This is a genomic window from Sinobaca sp. SA16-1 (assembly GCF_059510515.1).
The window spans coordinates 629588-647875 of record NZ_JCAKFL010000002.1 but is presented as its reverse complement, the minus strand read 5'-3'; the positions used below and the strand labels follow the sequence as shown (position 1 = coordinate 647875).

Genomic DNA, 18288 nt, shown 5'->3' with positions numbered 1-18288 from the left:
AACCAGTGAAGGGAGGGACAAATCATGGAAGCAATTATTATGCTCGTGCTTATGTTTGCTATTTTTTATTTTCTGCTTATTCGTCCACAGCAGAAAAAACAAAAGCAGATCACACAGATGCACTCCAATCTCCAAAAAGGAGATCGCATCGTCACAATTGGAGGCCTTCACGGTACAATTGATGCGATAGACGAAAACAAACTTGTTATTGTTGTAGATGGAAGCAACAGGCTGACTTTTGACCGCAGTGCGGTTAAAGAGGTAGTAAATGAAGATTAAAGTACTTCCATTGTAAAAACAGCTGTTTCTCCATTTTATTAATTTTGGGGAGACAGCTTTTTCTTTGCGCTCTCCCCTGCTAAAATAAAAGAAGAGATCTGTCAGGTTATTCAGACATAAGCGCAAAACAGGTAAAGGAGCTAAAGCATGTTATATTCAGTCAGCAATTGGAAAGATGTGGTGCAACCGGCACTGCAGAGTAAAAAAGAAGAGTTTCATATGCTTGGGTACATTAATGTAACAGAAGAAACCATTTGGCAGTATCTACTTGAGAACGAGCGGACATGGAAAAAAAGAGTGCATTTACATAAAGTAATACAAGATATTCTGCATCTTAAAATGAGCGACTATATGAACCGCCTTACGATTAATTCCTATATTGACCTTGAAGAGAAGAGCCGCAGCGGCAATCAGCTGGCATCTATATTGGAAGATATTGAAAATACCCGCAGTGCCCGTTCTTAAGTGCAAAACGTATAGTATAGAAAAAAGTGATTTGACATTGATTTAGATGCGTCCGTATAATTAGCATGTTCTGTGAAAAAAAAGGCCTGTAACAGCAAACTTGGCAGCACTGCCAAGTTTTTTCATGAAAAAAGCCAGCTTGAGACAGTGTATAGAGAGGATGTACCGAAGCATGATAAAAAAATCGAGAATTGTTATCTTTTTTCTCATCGTCCTTGCTATTGGGGGACTGATGTCCCAAACGGCGCTCAATACCGCCAAAAGCATTAATCTTGGACTCGATCTGCAGGGAGGCTTTGAGATATTATATGAAGTCAATAATCCCGGCGGCGAGGGGGAAGTAACAGAGGAGACGATGCAGTCGACGGTTAGTGCCCTCGATCAACGTGTGAACGTTCTGGGGGTATCAGAACCCAACATTTCGATTGAAGGAGATAACCGTATCAGGGTGCAGCTGGCAGGGATAGACGACCAGCAGCAGGCCCGGGAGCTTCTCGCTACCGAAGCAGACCTGAGCTTTCGTGACATAGATGATAATGTACTGCTCTCTGGTGACGATCTTCAGGAAAGTGGAGCCAGCGTCAATTTTGACCAGGGCAATCAGCCTGTTGTTTCCGTTGGGCTCCGGGACGGAGATGAGTTCGGCCGGGTAACCGAACAGGTTATTGAAGAATATCCTCCACCGGAGAACTTGATGGTTATTTGGCTGGATTATGAAGAAGGGGATTCTTTTATGGAGGAATCCCAAAAAGAAGATCCTAAGTTTTTATCTGCTCCATCCGTTAACGAACCTCTTTATACCGATACCGTACAGATAGAAGGAAACTTTGAACTCGAAGAAGCAGAATTTCTGGCAGAGATTCTTAATTCCGGGTCACTGCCGGTTGAACTCGAAGAGATCTACTCCAATGCTGTTGGTGCCTCTCTTGGAGAAGAAGCGATGGAACAGACAATATTTGCCGGATTTATCGGCATCGGCCTGATTTTCGCATTTATGCTTTTCTATTACAGATTCATGGGAGTTATATCGATTATTTCCCTGACAAGTTATATTTATGTCGTGCTGGTTGTTTTTAACTGGATGCAGGGTGTTCTGACCCTGCCTGGTCTTGCAGCCCTCGTTCTTGGTGTGGGTATGGCCGTAGATGCGAATATTATCACCTACGAGCGGATTAAAGAAGAACTGCGTGAAGGCAGATCGGTTATCAGCGCCTTTAAACTAGGAACGAGCCGTTCTTTTTCCACTATCGTAGATGCCAACATCACGACGATTATTGCTGCAGGGGTACTGTTTTACTATGGTACGAGCTCCGTTCAGGGGTTTGCTGTCGTGCTTATTGTCAGTATTTTGACGAGCTTTTTAACCGCCGTTCTTTTAACGAGATTTTTACTCGGTTTATGGGTGAAAAGCCGGATCTTCAACAAAAAGCCAAGAGTGTTTGGAATAAAGGAGCGTGACATTGATGCTCGGCAGTAAACGTAGAAAAGAAATTCCATTCGTCAAACACAGAAAAAAGTTTTTTATCATATCACTTGTAATGGCAGCTATAGGAATTGCCCTGCTGGTCACGATCCGTTTAAATCTCGGCATCGACTTTGAGAGCGGATCCCGGGTTGAAGTATCTTCAGGAGATCCGCTGACCGCAGAGCAGGTGCAGGAAGATTTTGCTGCTATTGGCGAAGGATACGAACCCGATGATATTACCCTTGCCGGAGATAATGGGGAAATCGCTCATGCCCGCTTTATAGGAGCTCTCGATCAAGGGGAAATCAGCGAGGTACAGACGTATTTTATTGATAACTATGGACAGGAACCGAATATCAGTACCGTGTCTCCTCAGGTAGGAGAAGAACTTGCCATGAATGCCCTGATTTCGGTACTCATCGCAGCGGTCGGAATCATTATTTATGTGACCATCCGTTTTCAATTTTTATATGCACTTGCGGCTATCGTCGCCCTGTTTCATGATGCTTTCTTCATTATCGTCGTATTTAGTGCGCTGCAGCTCGAAGTGAACGTACCGTTCATTGCAGCCGTTCTGACGATCGTCGGTTATTCCATCAACGATACGATCGTTACATTCGACCGGATCCGGGAGAATATGGCGAAAGAAGAAGAAGTTTCAACCTTTGAGCAGCTCTCTGCTGTGGTTGATAAAAGTTTAAATCAGACGCTGGGCCGTTCCATCAGCACGGTTCTTACCGTCGTATTTGCAGCAGTATCCCTTTATGTATTCGGCGGCGAGGCGATACGCTCGTTCTCCTTTGCCTTGATTATCGGGCTTATTGCGGGAACGTATTCCTCTTTATTCCTTGCCGCCCAGTTATGGGTATCGTGGAAATGGAAAAGCATTCAGAAGCAGCAGAAAAAAGAAGCACAGAAAGAAGCAGAACCAACGTTATAACGAAAAGGCCATGGTTTGTGCCATGGTTTTTTCTATCTTTTAAAACGGAAAATAGGTAACAAAGATAAAGGAATGATAGCGATGAACGACTTTCAGGAACATCGGTATAAAATGGTGCGTTTTGGAGCTATGGTTGGCATCTTTGGAAATATTATTTTAGCCATTATTAAATTTATCGTAGGTATTATGGCCGACAGCCGTGCCCTTGTGGCCGATGCCGCTCATTCTGCGTCGGATGTGGTCGGATCAGTAGCGGTGCTGGTCGGGATCCGTGCAGCCAAGCTGCCTCCTGATGCTGATCACCCATACGGACACGGCAAAGCAGAAACGCTGACGGCGATTATTGTCGCTGTTCTGCTATTTGTGGTCGGGTTTGAAATAGGATTAAATGCGGTGAGGGACATATCAGAGCCTGTGGTCGTTCCAGGCAGTCTAGCCTTATATGCGGTCGTTTTTTCGATAATAGTAAAAGAAGGCATGTTCCGCTATAAATATAAGCTGGGTGTGAAATACAAAAGCGAAGCGATTATAACAGACGCCTGGCATCACCGCTCTGACGTCTTTTCCTCTATTGCCGCTTTAATTGGGATAGGAGCTTCCATTGCAGGGGGTGCCTACAACATTAACTTTCTGACATACGGAGACCTTTTAGCGGGTTTATTTGTCTCTATATTGATTATGAGAATGGCCTGGAAGCTGGGGAAAGATTCTATTCATAATGTGCTTGACCATGTGCTTCATTCGGAAGATACCGTAGAGATGATAAAGAATGCGGAGCAGGTGGAGGGCGTGCTGCATGTGGATGAATTTTTTGCACGGGAGCATGGGCATTACGTTATAATTGATATAAAGATTGGTGTAGATCCGTATATCAGCGTAGAGGAGGGGCATGCTATCGGAAAACAGGTAAAGGAATCATTAATGACAATGGTGGAAGTGCAGGATGTATTCGTGCATGTGAATCCATTTGAGGAAAAGAAACCAGAATAGGAGAATGCGTGATGAAAACACAAACGATGTTTATTGTCAGTTTGATTTTAGCCATTGTTATTGCTGTTTTTGCAGTAATTAACGTTAATAGTGTAGAAGTGAACTACTTGTTCGGTACGGCAGAATGGCCGCTCATTCTTATCATACTTGGTTCGGTGTTAATAGGAGCCTTCATCGCAGGTTCCATCAACGCTGTTAAAATTTACGGACTTCGGACAGAATTAAAAAAATATAAAAATCGGACACCGGCCTCGGACTCTGCCGCTTCAGGAAGCAAAGGGTTCGGCCGCAGAAAAGACAAACAAACTACCGGAAAAAACAGGCCGTAAGCTGTAAATATAAGATTGTCACCCTTTCAACCCTTTAGTATAATAAACGGGTTGAGGGGTGTTTTAATGTTAAAATCCAAAATGAATTGGAAAACAGCTTCCTCTGTCAATGAGGAATGGAAAGTACTCGAAAAAAAAATGAACCTGTCTCCTCTCGCAGCAAAAGTATTATCTGCCAGAGGATTTTCCTCTGTAGAAGAGGCCGCCTCTTTTCTGGACACGAGCATGTCCAGGCTGCATGACCCATATTTATTGGATGGCATGGAGCGGGCGGTCTCCCGAATAAAACAGGCAATAGAGGATAAAGAAAAGATTTTGATTTTTGGTGATTATGATGCCGATGGGGTATCGAGCACGACGCTGATGGTACTTCTGCTTAAAGAAGCGGGAGCCGTATTCGGCTGGTATATTCCTAATCGTTTTACAGAAGGCTACGGCCCTAATATACCGGCAGTGGAACAGGCTGCAGCAGACGGGGCTTCTCTGATGATTACGGTAGATACCGGAATCAGTGCTAAAGAGGAAGTTGCCGCAGCCAATGCCCTTGGCATGGATGTTATTATTACCGATCACCACGAGCCGCCCCCGGAGCTGCCGGAAGCCTTTGCTATTATAAACCCTAAAAAACCGGAATGCTCTTATCCGTTTAAAGAACTGGCCGGGGTTGGAGTGGCTTTTAAAGTAGCCCATGCCCTTCTTGGAGAGCTGCCGGAACATTATTTGGACCTGGTGACGCTCGGTACGATAAGCGACCTGGTGCCGCTTGTGGATGAAAATAGAAGCATGGTTAAAAAAGGGCTTCGTTCGCTTACTTCTTCCACAAGGCCTGGAATTGCCGCATTAAAGAAAGTGTGCGGCATTGACGCGGATACAATGCAGGAAGACCATATCGGATTTACGATGGGACCGCGTTTAAATGCAGCCGGCCGCATGGATTCTGCTGACCCGGCGGTTCATCTGCTCCTCTCTGAAAACGAAGAGGAGGCAGCTGAATGGGCCGGGCGCATCGATACATTGAATCAATCGAGAAAAAATATAGTGAAAGAGTTAACAGACACGGCCGTCAAGCAGGTGGAAGACAAAGGATATCATGAGAACGAAGTGATTATCACAGGAGGAGAAGGCTGGAATGAAGGCGTTATAGGGATTGTGGCTTCCCGCCTTGTCGAGACCTACCACCACCCGGTCATTGTATTATCCATTAACGGCGAAACGAAAACCGCTAAAGGATCGGCGCGGAGTATTGAAGGCTTTAATATGTTTGAGCAGTTATCCAAACAGCGTCCGCTTCTTGAGAAATTCGGAGGCCACGAAATGGCAGCCGGTCTTTCGATGAAGGTGGAGAACATCGAAGAGCTGCGTACCGAACTGTGCCGGCAGGCAGCCTCTGTCCTTGATCCTTCTGCCTATGTGCCTGCGGCTTCCATTGACCTGCAGGTACCGTTATCCGATATTACAGTGGCAGCGCTGGAAGATTTAAGCACACTCGCGCCATTCGGGATGGCAAACCCAAAGCCTGTATTTCTGCTTGAAGACGTGGAAATTACGGCCTTTAAAAAAATCGGCAGCGATAAAACCCATTTGAAACTTTCACTTGAACAGGCGGGGAGCCGGCTCGATGGAATTGCTTTTCAAAAGGGGCATTTAGCCGATCAGATGACGGTAACGGCCAATGCTTCTTTCATAGGGCAACTGACGATTAATGAATGGAACAATTTCCGCAAGCCGCAGCTGATGATGCATGATATGGCGATCACTACATGCCAGGTTCATGACAAGCGCCAGCAAAAAGGATTAAAGCAGATGATACAAGCCCTTCCTGCCGGCACGGCGGCTGTCGTTTTTCAGGACAAAACCAAAGCGTTAATAGCAGATGACCTGCCGGATGGTTCTGCACTATATATGGCCCGTGAGCTGGAGAATCCTGTCGAAGAGAAATATACGGCTTTTATCGATATTCCAACGTCTCTTGAAGAATTAAACCAGGCGCTTCATCTCTGCCGCCGGACAGAGCATATGTATGCCTGTTTTTACACAGAAGAAGAAACCTATTTCCAACACGGAGGAACAAGAGAACATTTCAAGTGGTTTTACTCATTTTTAAATAAATACCAGTCATTTAATCTGGAAACGCTCAAACAAAAGTTAATTCAGCAGAAAGGCTGGAAGGCGGCAGATATTGATTTTATGACAAATGTCTTCACTGAACTTGGGTTTATCAGGCTGGAAGGCAGCAAGGTTGAGTTTTTAGGGTCCAGCGGAAAAAAGCCGTTAACCGAATCGACTGCATACAATCGCCGGGAACAGCTGAAGCAAATGGAGCAGGACCTGCTTTTTTCTACGTATAAGCAGTTGAAGGAACGGCTGCTTGGTGAACTGCTTTTGGAAAAACAAGACAATGAATTAAGAGAGAAGGTTAATCATGGATTATAAGAAATATATTACAGTCGTTGAGGATTACCCGAAAGACGGCATTCGCTTTAAAGACATTACGACTCTTATGCAGGACGGCCCGGCATACAAACAGGCGATTAACGAAATGAAAGAATTCGCGAAAGACAAAAGTATTGATGTGATTGTAGGACCTGAAGCAAGAGGATTTGTCGTTGGCTGCCCGATCGCCTACGCAATGGAAATCGGCTTTGTACCGGTTCGGAAAAAAGGCAAACTGCCCCGCGAAACCGTGGATATGGATTACGGGCTGGAATACGGGGAAGACCAGCTTTCCATCCATCAGGATTCCATCAAGCCGGGACAACGTGTGCTAATTACAGACGACCTGCTGGCTACCGGCGGCACCATTCATGCCACTGTAAAACTGGTAGAAGAGCTGGGCGGCATTGTAGCCGGCCTTGCCTTCTTAATTGAACTGGACTACCTGGATGGCCGGGACAAGCTGGCTGAGCTGGGAGAGTATGATATTTTTTCCTTAGTAACTTTTTAGCAGAAAATACTAATATTTTACAAAAAGCACTCCTAATATGGAGTGCTTTTTTTATTTCTTGAATAAAGTAGTGCAAACAAGGGCATGGTAGAGTTATACTTAACAGATTAGACCCAAATTTGCATGGAGTGTCTTTTTAGAAAAGGACAGACTTTTTTGAGCCAATTAGAATAAGTCTAAAAACTTTACAGAAACGCAATTCTTACACATAATATAGAAAATAGAAAAAAACACGTTATGTAGAAAGGTGTGCAGGGTGATTCCATGACCATCGATGAAGTGTTGGAAAAAGCTCGACATTATTTATCCGAAAACCATGTCTCTTTTTTAGAAAAGGCGTATAAATATGCAGAAGAAGCTCACAAAGATCAATACAGAAAATCTGGAGAGCCATATATTCTCCATCCCATTCAAGTAGCAGGAATATTAGTAGACCTTGAAATGGACCCCAATACAGTTGCGGGTGCTTTTTTGCATGATGTGGTCGAAGATACAGAAGTAACAGTGGAAGACATTTCAGAGGCATTTAACGAAGAAGTAGCGATGCTTGTAGACGGCGTCACCAAATTAAAGAAAATCAAATACAAATCAAAAGAGGAACAGCAGGCGGAGAATCACCGGAAAATGGTCGTTGCGATGGCAAAGGATATCCGGGTTATCCTGATTAAGCTGGCAGACCGTCTGCACAACATGAGAACGTTAAAGCACCTGCCGCCTGATAAACAGCGCCGGATTTCCAATGAAACCCTGGAAATATTTGCGCCGCTTGCCCACCGCCTTGGTATTTCAAAGATCAAGTGGGAGCTTGAGGACACCGCTCTGCGTTATTTGGATCCACAGCAGTATTACCGGATTGTTAATCTGATGAAGCAGAAGCGCGCCGAGCGCGAGCAGTATATCGAAGAAGTAATCGGGGACATTAATCACAACCTTGATGACTTAAACATTAAAGCAGAGATGTACGGACGTCCGAAACATATTTACAGTATTTACCGAAAGATGGTTAAACAGAAAAAACAGTTTAACGAAATATATGACCTTCTCGCCGTGCGTATTATTGTGAAAAGCATACGGGACTGTTACGCCGTGCTTGGTATTATTCATACCTGCTGGAAACCGATGCCGGGACGGTTTAAAGACTATATTGCGATGCCGAAAGCAAACATGTACCAGTCTCTTCATACGACCGTTATTGGTCCAAAAGGAGAGCCGCTTGAAGTGCAGATACGTTCCACGGATATGCACCGTGTAGCTGAATTTGGTGTGGCAGCCCACTGGGCATACAAAGAAGGCAAAAGTGTTTCCGGAAAGCAGACGTTCGAGGATAAATTAACGTGGTTCCGGGAAATTATTGAATGGCAGAATGATGCCGATGATGCCCAGGACTTTATGGAATCCTTAAAAATGGATCTGTTCTCGGATATGGTGTTTGTATTCAGCCCGAAAGGGGACGTTATCGAACTGCCGAGAGGATCGGTGCCTATTGACTTTGCCTACCGGATCCATACGGAAATTGGAAACCGGACTATCGGGGCGAAGGTAAATGGAAAGATGGTGCCGCTGGATTATCAGCTTGATACCGGAGATATCGTAGAGATGCTTACATCCAAGCATTCCTACGGCCCAAGTCAGGACTGGCTGAAACTAACACAGAGTTCCCACGCCAAAAATAAAATCAAGCAGTTCTATAAAAAAGAACGTCGGGAAGAAAACGTTCAAAAAGGAAAAGAGCTTGTTGAAAAAGAATTAAAGTCTCAGGATTATGATCCAAAGCAGATTCTCACGGAAGAGAACAAAAATGAAGCGGCCGATAAATTCAGCTTTAGCGGAGAAGAAGATATGTTTGCGGCTGTCGGCTACAATGGAGTAAGCCCAAAACAGATCGTCACGAGACTGACAGATAAAATCCGCCACCAAAATGAACAGGACGAAAAACAGTCGGTAGCTGAAGCGGTGAAAACTATTAATACGAATCATCCTGTGAAAAAAACAAACGCAGGAGTACGTGTAAAAGGAGTAGACAACCTGCTCATCCGGTTATCCAAATGCTGCAGTCCTGTACCAGGTGACGACATTGTAGGTTTTATTACGAAGGGCCGCGGCGTATCGATTCACCGCAGGGACTGTGCAAACGTAGATAATGACGAAGCACGTCCACGCCTGCTTGAAGTAGAGTGGGAAGGCTCGGTCGAAACGAACAAAAACTACAATGTGGATATAGAAATTATCGGCTATGACAGACGCGGACTTTTGAATGAAGTACTGCACTGCGTAACGGAAGCAAAAACAAACATTAATGCTGTCAGCGGCCGCAGTGATAAAAACAAAATGGCGTTCATCGATATGAGCATATCCATTCACAACACCGGTCATCTGCAGAAAGTGGTAGATAAAATAAAAAAACTACCGGATATATATACGGTGCAGCGCGTTATGCATTAATACCGGTTTACAGAAAGGGTCCATTCCAGCGATGAAAGTTATTATTCAGCGTGTATCAGAAGGAGCCTGTTCCGTCGAAGGAGAGGTATCCGGCTCTATAACAGAAGGACTGGTTGTATTAGCAGGCTTCACCCACGGTGATACAAGCCGGGAAGTAGAATGGATGGCTGAAAAAATAGTCAACCTCCGCATTTTTGAAAATGCAGAGGGGAAATTCGATAAATCCCTGCTCGATATTTCGGGCGAAGTGCTCTCGATCTCGCAGTTTACGTTATACGGTGATGCTCAAAAAGGAAGACGGCCAAGCTTTACCGAAGCCGCCCGACCTGAAGATGCCAAGCCGCTTTATCATTTGTTCAATGAGGAACTCCGCAGCAAAAACGTAACAGTGGCAGAGGGAAGGTTCGGTGCGGATATGCAGGTATCGCTTACGAACAACGGCCCGGTAACCCTTACGTTGGAATCCCCTGAACCAAAGGAATAAAGCGCAGGTTCGTATTGACACAAAAGACAATTATTCGTATGATGGAATTCGATAGAAAACCAATGATGGAGAAAAGTATGTAAAGGTAAACGAGGCCAGAGAAGAGATGCCAAGGCTGGAAGCATTTCCGCTCGTTATTTACAGAAAGACACTCTTTAGGTGCTGCTTTGAAACGTGGAGAAGTAAAAGCAGCCGTACACAGGCGTTAACTGTCAAAGCGGGAGCTGTAAGGCTCTAACCAGGGTGGTACCACGGGAATAAATCCCGTCCCTCATATTTTTGAGGGGCGGGTTTTTTGTGTTTTTTTATAAGCCTGCAAAACAACTATTTTTAAAGGGAGTGGGGAAATGGCAGTTCAAATACCTAGAGGAACCCAGGATATACTTCCGGGAACGTCAGAAAAGTGGCAGTACGTAGAAAAAAGAATGCACGATTTATGCCGGGCTTTTAATTACTCGGAAATCCGCACTCCTATTTTTGAACAGACAGAACTATTTCAGCGGAGTGTAGGCGACACAACAGATATTGTCCAGAAGGAAATGTATACCTTTGAAGATAAAGGCGGACGCAGCATGACCCTTCGTCCGGAAGGTACAGCCTCGGTTGCCCGTTCTTATGTAGAAAACAAACGCTTCGGACTTCCGGGTCAGCCGGATAAACTGTATTATATCGGTCCAATGTTCCGCTACGAACGTCCGCAGTCAGGACGGATGCGCCAGTTTGTCCAGTTTGGCGTCGAGGCGATTGGCAGTGATGATCCATCGATTGATGCAGAAGTGATTGCGCTTGCGATGGAGCTGTATTCATCCCTTGGATTAAAAGGATTGAAGCTGGTTATAAACAGCCTCGGAGATACAGAAAGCCGTGAGAACCATAAGCAGGCACTTATCGGCCACTTTAAACCGAGTATTGAGGAGTTCTGCAGTGACTGCCAGCAGCGGCTGGAGAAAAATCCACTACGTATTCTGGACTGCAAAAAAGATAAAAACCATCCTTTAATGGAAACCGCACCATCTATTCTGGATTATCTTAATGAAGACAGCCGCCGCTATTTTGAAAAAGTACAGGCTTTTCTCAGCCAGATGGATATTTCGTACGAAATTGATCCGGGACTGGTCAGAGGGCTCGATTATTATAATAACACCGCTTTTGAGATCATGATTGAAGGCGAAGGGTTCGGCGCAATCACGACTCTGACAGGAGGCGGCCGTTACAATGGTTTAACCGAAGAGCTGGGGGGACCTGAAGCGCCGGGCATTGGCTTTGCGCTGAGTATTGAAAGGCTGCTGATGGCTCTTTCCGCCCAGAACGTAGACCTGCCGGTCGAAAAAGGACTGGACTGCTACGTCGTCACGATGGGAGAAAAAGCAGAAACGGAAGCAGTATCGATTTTGTGGTCGCTTCGCAGAAAAGGACTTCGTGTGGAAAAAGATTACATGAAGAAAAAAGTGAAAGCACAGTTTAAAGCAGCGGATCGAATGAATGCTGCATATACTGTCGTCATCGGTGACGATGAACTGCAGAGCGGAGAAGTCAGTATTAAAAAAATGAGCGATGGCAGCCAGGAAAAAACAGCCATCGCCGATCTGGCTGACTATTTAACTGATAAAATGGGGAGAGAATAACATGGGAAAAAGAACGCATTATGCAGGAGATATTACAGAATCGCTTATTGGAGAAAAAGTACGCCTGAAAGGCTGGGCCCAGACGAGAAGAGATCTCGGACAGGTTATTTTTATTGACCTGCGCGACCGCAGTGGTATCGTACAGATTGTCGCAAATCCGGAAATTTCCGCGGATGCACTGGAAACAGCAGACAGCGTGCGCAGTGAATACGTCCTGGAAATCTACGGGACAGTCGTGCAAAGAGACAAGGAAACATACAACGAGAAGATTCCTACCGGTACGGTGGAAATCCGGGTGGAACAGATCGATATTTTAAATACCTCCAAGCCGCTTCCTTTTCAAATTGACAGCAATCAGGAAATTTCGGAAGATGTCCGCCTGAAGTATCGTTATCTCGATCTAAGAAGAGAAGAAATGCGCGAAACGATTAAGCTGCGCAACCGGGTGACAAACATCATCCGTGATTATATGAATGATAATGAATTTATCGATATTGAAACACCAATGCTTACAAAAAGCACACCGGAAGGCGCGCGGGACTATTTGGTACCAAGCCGTGTTCATAAAGGAGAATTTTATGCCCTGCCCCAGTCTCCGCAATTGTTTAAACAGCTATTGATGGTGTCCGGCTTTGAAAGATATTATCAAATTGTACGCTGTTTTAGAGATGAAGACCTGCGGGCAGACCGCCAGCCGGAATTCACCCAGCTTGATATTGAAGCCTCTTTCCTGGAAACAGAAGAATTTCTTCCAATGATTGAAGAGCTGATGCAGAAAACTGTAAAAGAAGTGCTTGGCAAAGAGGTACAGACACCTTTTCCAAGAATGACATATGAGGATGCCATGAACCGCTACGGTTCTGATAAACCGGATACGAGATTTGGCCTGGAGCTTACAGAGCTGTCTCATATTGTAGGAAACAGCGATTTTAAAGTTTTCGCCCAGGCTGTGAAGAACGGCGGCATCGTAAAAGGCCTGAACGTAAAAGGGGCCGCTCCAAAGATGTCCCGCAAGGAAATTGACGAGCTGGCAGACTTTGCAGCCATTTACGGTGCAAAAGGACTGGCATGGCTGCGGGTAGAAGAAGATCAACTGCGCGGACCGATCGCGAAATTCTTTACGGAAGAGGAAATCGAACAAATTAAAACGGCAATGGACGCGGAGCCGGGAGATCTTCTCTTCTTTGGTGCAGACAAAAAAGAGGTTGTGTACGCAACGATGGGCGCGCTGCGGCTGAAATTCGGTAAAGATTTTCAGTTGATCGATGAGTCTAAATATAACTTCCTGTGGGTCACAGAATTTCCACTCGTTGAATACGATGATAACTCAAATCGTTACACTGCAATGCATCACCCGTTTACAAGTCCTCTAAAGGAGGATGCCCATAAGCTTGAGTCCGCACCGGAAGACGTAAGGGCAGAAGCATATGATATCGTCCTGAACGGATATGAGATCGGTGGAGGATCCCAGCGTATTTATAAAAAAGATATGCAGCAGAGTATGTTCAAGGCACTTGGCTTCAGTGAAGAAGAAGCGCAGGAGCAGTTTGGCTTCCTGCTGGATGCATTTGAATTCGGCACGCCGCCGCACGGAGGAATTGCTCTTGGACTGGACCGGTTCGTCATGATTCTTGCAGGCCGTGACAACCTGCGTGATACAATTGCATTTCCAAAAACAGCCAGTGCAAGTGATCCATTGACGGGTGCACCAGGTGCTGTAAGCGACCAGCAGTTAAAAGAACTGCATCTCAAGCTTGCGATTGCTAAAAAAGAAGAAAAGACAAAATAAGTTCCCTATTATAGAAAGGTTCCGATTATCATTACTCGATAATCGGAACCTTTGTTGTATAAAGAAGCCATTGTTTAGTAAATAAGAAGTTTTCTAAAGATGCTCCAGCTTATGAAACTCAGTGATAAATTCTTCCGGTGAGGAATGGATATGGAAGGTACGAATACCAAACACCGTGTGAATGTATAAAAACCCAATCTGTTCCTCAGACCAACGGTAGGAGAGATCAAAGATATCTTCGAGGTAGTATGCATGATGCTCGCTTTCTATTCTGTCTTCATACAAACAAAGAGAAGATACATGTTTTACCCGCTTTTTTTCAAGCCATTCAATTTTTTGTTCGATAAAAATAGTATCCTGTTCTGCCAACGGCTGCGGTGTATCGTTTTCCCGAACGGAGGAATTGGTCAATATGATCTGCTCCCTTCTTTATCGTAAGTCTTTTATAAAGGTTAACATAAAGAAACCGGGAAGTTTAGTAATAACGAATCTCTTCTCAATATGCCGGGTAAGTATCTTGACCATTCGGGACCGGCATGCTATGATAAAATCACAAATCGAAGAGTCCTGAGGTGTACGTAGAACACTGTACGTTTTGAGCCAACACCTATACATCGGGAGCCTGATGTTTTCATCGAAAGTGCATGCCTCTGCGAAGTGGAAGCACGGACGGTGAAGCAGGGCACCCACCTGCGAGAGCAGGCTTCAAAACAAAGTTAGTTTAACGGCACTACGGGACTCTTCCTTAACTAACTACTACAAATGCTTACTCCGAAGGCTGTTACTTCGGAGTTTTTTATATGGAAAGCTTATTACTTAATAGATAGTGGGTGAAACACATGCGTACACTGCGGTCAAAATTATTGGTTTTCTTTGTAGCCATTACCAGCATCCCACTGCTGGTGATTGGTTTTGTTTCGCATGAAACCCAGGAAGCAGATTTATCCGACCGTATCGAGCAGACACTCATTTCATTTTCCTCCAATTTGTCTGTCTCTGTAGAAGGAATGATACGGGAGCGCCTGTCTGATCTTGATCAATTGGCGACCAGTCCTGTTATACGAAATCCGGATGCTTCTGAAGCCGAGCTGCAGGCCGAGTTTACCCGCTTTGTAGAATCCCAGGAAATGTATCACGGCATGGTGTTTACGAACAATGAAGGCATAATCGCTCATTCCACTGAAGACAATGCGGTCGGCCGGGATGTAAATGATGTGGCCTGGTATGAAGAAGCTAAAAATGGAGAACTTTATTTCTCTGACCTGTTTATGTCGAGAATACTAGAGCGGCCGATATTAGCAATGTCCGCGGGAGTAAAAGATGAGGACGGTAATGATATCGGTGTGATATCACCGGCATATGACCTCGTTTCGCTTGAAACGTTTATCTGGGACAGAATGAACCGGTTTACAGATGAGCAGGAACAGCTGGGAATGAATGGAGAGGCCTTTATTTTAAATGAAGAAGGGTACTATATCGCCCATCCGGACAGCAGTTATATTCTGGATCGTAATTTTGTCCGCGACGCAGAGCTGACTTTTGAAGAATTTGAACAGCTGGGAACTTCTCCTTCTTTAACGACAAGCAGGGAAGCAGAAACAGTCAGTACAATCGTTCCGATTGATCAGATGGAAGGTTTTAATAACCAGTGGTATGTAGGGATTTCAGTACCAGAAAGTGCTCTGTATGCTCCATTAAGAAGATTACTGTTTACATATGTAATATTATTCAGCGCTGTGCTCGTTATTACCGTTTTAGCTGCTATCGCGCTTTCGAGGTATATCGTACGGCCGTTGGAATCTCTTGTAACAGCCACACGGGATTTTGCCATTGGCAAACCTGTGCTCCCACTGCCGCCGGCTTCCTATTCAGAAGTAAATGAGCTGACTCAGACGTTTAATGTTATGACGGCAAGGCTGGAAGAACGGGAAAAAAGCCATAAAAAATCAACCTTAATTCTTGAGACGACGGATAATGGTGTTATTTCGATCAATAAAAGCGCCCGATTGGTTACTACATTTAACCATGCGGCAAGCTCGCTTTTTCAATTGAATAAAAACAATGTGCTTGCTTCCTCACTCGAGGAATTAAAAAAGCAAAGCGGGCTGTTCCGGGCGTTTATTGATCAAATAAACATGGAACTTGAAGAAGAGCATACAAAAGAAATAGAGCTCACCTTTGATGGTAAGACATATTATTTTATTACGAGCGTAACGCTTCTGCCCAGGCTTGAAAATGCAGAACAGGTGGAAGATATTTTAATTGTTTTTAATGATGTGACCGATAACAGAGTGCTTGAAAAAGAGCTGGTCCGCAGCGAAAAGCTTCAGGCAGTAGGGAAGCTTGCATCGGGATTTGCTCATGAAATCCGCAATCCGCTTACGACGATAAAAGGATTTATTCAGTTGTTTAAAGAAAAATCAGAACAAAATGATGAGGAAATTCAGCATTACCAGATTATCTTAAGCGAGATTGACCGGGTGAATGGAATTGTCCGTGATCTGCTGGGGATTGCAAGTCCGGAATATGACGAACGGACCATGCAGATCAATATGAACACTATTCTGCAGGATATTTTGTACCTTCATAAAGACCAGGCTCAGTCAAAAAATATAGAAATTCACACAGCTTTTCAAGATATCCCTAATATGAATGCCAATGAGAAAAAATTAAAACAGCTTTATTTAAATTTACTTCAAAATGCAATAGAAGCAGTTAAAGAGAACGGCAGAGTCAGTATAAGAACATATGAGTTTCTTAATAAATCCAACCATCCATGTATCGGGGTGGAGATAGAAGATACGGGAGAGGGGATGGATCCCCGCACCCTGTCGAAATTAGGCACGCCATTTTTTACTACAAAAGAGGAAGGAACAGGTCTTGGGCTGATGATCTGCTACCAGATCGTAAGTGAAATGGACGGAAACATTAAAGTGTTTTCTGCAGAAGGTAAGGGCACGCTGTTTCAGCTCTCGTTTCCAATAGAATAAAAAAACACAAAAAACCGGAAGGGCCAGCCTTCCGGTTTTTTTAGGTTGTCGAGAAGCTGCTTCATTTAGCTTATCTAAAAGAGCGCCGTTTTTTTAAGAAAGGCTGCTTAGAAATACAAAGAATGAATCAGGCGGTGACTCCAGCAGAACAGCCAGGGGTGAAGATAAAGAGGTTGATCTTTTCCTCTGGAGCTGAGGTATGGCCTGCGGAAAGCGCCGCCTATACATTTTCTCACCTTTTTTATTGAAGCAGCTTTTGCAGGACCATCAACGCTTTGTCATTTTTTTATGTCCTTCAGCTAAAGCATGTTCGAATTTATTATGGTTTTTTGCTTCGTAGTATGCATCCTTTTTCAGAGCATCGGGAAGATACTGCTGAGCCAGCCAGCCGCCGGGTTCATTGTGCGGGTATTTGTATGCCACGCCTCTGTTTAAACTGGCAGCTCCCTTATAATGAGAGTCTTTTAAGTGCTTCGGTATGTCGGGGGTCCCGTGTTTTAGAAGAGACTCCCGGGCTTTATCGATCGCTTTATAGGCGCTGTTGGATTTAGGGGAGAGGCAGAGCTCCACAACAACGTTTGCCAGGGGAATGCGTGCTTCCGGAAAGCCCAGTCTTTCTGCAGCTTCCACCGCAGCAACCGCTCGGACACCGGCCTGAGGGTTGGCAAGCCCAATGTCTTCGTAGGCTGTGACGATAAGCCTTCTGCTGATGCTTATTAAATCCCCTGCTTCAATAAGCCTCGCCAGATAATGAAGAGCGGCATCCGGATCGCTTCCCCGGATCGATTTTTGAAAAGCAGAAAGCACGTCATAATGGGCGTCTCCGTCTTTATCATGCTGAAAGCGATTATGCTGTATACATTCTTCTGCTGTTTCTTTAGTAATAGCCGCAGGCTGATCAGAAGAGGGACTCGACAAAACGGCAATTTCAAGTGCATTTAAAGCGGCACGGGCATCTCCTCCGCAGGCGTAGGCAAGATGTTCCGCCGCTTCATCAGCCAGAACGGCGGAAAAGGAACCAAACCCTCTTTCTTTATCGTCCATGGCGGCAAACAAGAGTTTTTTTATATCTTCGTGTTCCAGGCGGTGCAGTTCAAAAATCTGGCATCTGCTCCGAATGGCAGGGTTAATGGAATGATACGGATTGGCGGTCGTGGCACCAATCATCGTAATCAGCCCTTTTTCCAGGTGGGGAAGCAGAAAATCCTGTTTTGTTTTATCGAGACGATGGACTTCATCCATAATCACGATCAAGTGATTGGATATTTTTGCTTCTGCGACGGCTATTTCCATATCTTTCTTATTGTGGACAACCGCATTCAGCATTTTAAACGGGGTGTCGGTGCTTCCCGCAATAGCCGAAGCGATAGACGTTTTTCCAGTGCCGGGAGGGCCGTATAGTATCAGGGAAGTCAGTCTTTTAGCGGTTATCATCCGTTTTAGCAGTTTGCCTTCTTCGAGCAGGTGCTGCTGCCCTGCAATTTCTTCTATTGTTCTCGGCCTCATTCGGTAAGCCAGCGGCTGCTGTTTGTTTTTCATAAAATCC

15 protein-coding genes, 1 other RNA gene and 1 other annotated feature are annotated in these 18288 nt (G+C 44.8%); of the genes, 14 read left to right on the top strand and 2 right to left on the bottom strand.

Translation table 11 applies throughout. From position 1 onward, the window contains the following. Positions 1–24 precede the first annotated feature (24 nt). The 12 genes from yajC (at position 25) to aspS (ending at position 13752) form a co-directional block, all read left to right on the top strand. Entirely contained in the window at positions 25–279 is a 255-nt protein-coding gene (gene yajC / locus AC5W2J_RS07385; protein WP_496058829.1) for a preprotein translocase subunit YajC, read from the top strand. A 147-nt stretch (positions 280–426) separates the two neighbouring features. Next, on the top strand, positions 427–744 hold the full coding sequence (locus tag AC5W2J_RS07380; protein WP_496058828.1) for a post-transcriptional regulator: 318 nt from the start codon (positions 427–429) through the stop codon (positions 742–744). A gap of 172 nt (positions 745–916) precedes the next feature. Continuing rightward, a complete protein-coding gene (gene secD / locus AC5W2J_RS07375) occupies positions 917–2221 on the top strand; it encodes a protein translocase subunit SecD (RefSeq protein WP_496058827.1) in 1305 nt (434 codons plus the stop codon). Between the two features lie 61 nt (positions 2222–2282). Next, entirely contained in the window at positions 2283–3149 is an 867-nt protein-coding gene (gene secF, locus AC5W2J_RS07370; protein ID WP_496058826.1) for a protein translocase subunit SecF, read from the top strand. A gap of 72 nt (positions 3150–3221) precedes the next feature. After that, the gene (locus AC5W2J_RS07365; RefSeq protein WP_496058825.1) at positions 3222–4139 is read left to right on the top strand and encodes a cation diffusion facilitator family transporter; all 918 of its coding nucleotides are present in this window, start codon (positions 3222–3224) and stop codon (positions 4137–4139) included. Positions 4140–4150: 11 nt separating this feature from the next. Continuing rightward, complete coding sequence (locus AC5W2J_RS07360) at positions 4151–4468, top strand: LapA family protein (protein ID WP_496058824.1); 318 nt, start codon at positions 4151–4153, stop codon at positions 4466–4468. A gap of 81 nt (positions 4469–4549) precedes the next feature. Next, positions 4550–6901: a single-stranded-DNA-specific exonuclease RecJ gene (gene recJ, locus AC5W2J_RS07355; RefSeq protein WP_496058823.1), complete on the top strand. Its 2352-nt coding sequence runs from the start codon at positions 4550–4552 to the stop codon at positions 6899–6901. After that, positions 6891–7412 (top strand): adenine phosphoribosyltransferase, encoded by a 522-nt coding sequence (locus AC5W2J_RS07350; protein WP_496058822.1) that lies wholly within the window; start codon positions 6891–6893, stop codon positions 7410–7412. Before recJ ends, AC5W2J_RS07350 begins: the two co-directional genes overlap by 11 nt. Positions 7413–7676: 264 nt before the next feature. Then, on the top strand, positions 7677–9854 hold the full coding sequence (locus tag AC5W2J_RS07345) for a RelA/SpoT family protein (RefSeq protein ID WP_496058951.1): 2178 nt from the start codon (positions 7677–7679) through the stop codon (positions 9852–9854). Positions 9855–9885: 31 nt separating this feature from the next. Continuing rightward, positions 9886–10338 (top strand): D-aminoacyl-tRNA deacylase, encoded by a 453-nt coding sequence (dtd, locus tag AC5W2J_RS07340; protein WP_496058821.1) that lies wholly within the window; start codon positions 9886–9888, stop codon positions 10336–10338. Positions 10339–10391: 53 nt separating this feature from the next. Continuing rightward, positions 10392–10613: a binding site (T-box leader), on the top strand. A 72-nt stretch (positions 10614–10685) separates the two neighbouring features. Continuing rightward, positions 10686–11963, top strand: coding sequence for a histidine--tRNA ligase (gene hisS / locus AC5W2J_RS07335; RefSeq protein WP_496058820.1), 1278 nt, complete (start codon positions 10686–10688; stop codon positions 11961–11963). A gap of 1 nt (position 11964) precedes the next feature. Further along, positions 11965–13752, top strand: a complete 1788-nt coding sequence (aspS, locus tag AC5W2J_RS07330; protein ID WP_496058819.1) for an aspartate--tRNA ligase — start codon at positions 11965–11967, stop codon at positions 13750–13752. A 93-nt stretch (positions 13753–13845) separates the two neighbouring features. Here aspS and AC5W2J_RS07325 read toward each other — a convergent pair whose 3' ends face one another. Further along, positions 13846–14163, bottom strand: a complete 318-nt coding sequence (locus AC5W2J_RS07325; RefSeq protein ID WP_496058818.1) for a hypothetical protein — start codon at positions 14161–14163, stop codon at positions 13846–13848. Positions 14164–14313: 150 nt separating this feature from the next. Here AC5W2J_RS07325 and ssrS point away from each other — a divergent pair. After that, a non-coding RNA gene (ssrS, locus tag AC5W2J_RS07320) (6S RNA) lies at positions 14314–14495 on the top strand. A gap of 96 nt (positions 14496–14591) precedes the next feature. Beyond that, on the top strand, positions 14592–16742 hold the full coding sequence (locus AC5W2J_RS07315) for a cache domain-containing protein (protein ID WP_496058817.1): 2151 nt from the start codon (positions 14592–14594) through the stop codon (positions 16740–16742). A 267-nt stretch (positions 16743–17009) separates the two neighbouring features. Here the strand turns inward: AC5W2J_RS07315 and AC5W2J_RS07310 are convergent, their stop codons facing one another. Beyond that, entirely contained in the window at positions 17010–18281 is a 1272-nt protein-coding gene (locus tag AC5W2J_RS07310) for a replication-associated recombination protein A (RefSeq protein WP_496058816.1), read from the bottom strand. Positions 18282–18288: the final 7 nt, after the last annotated feature.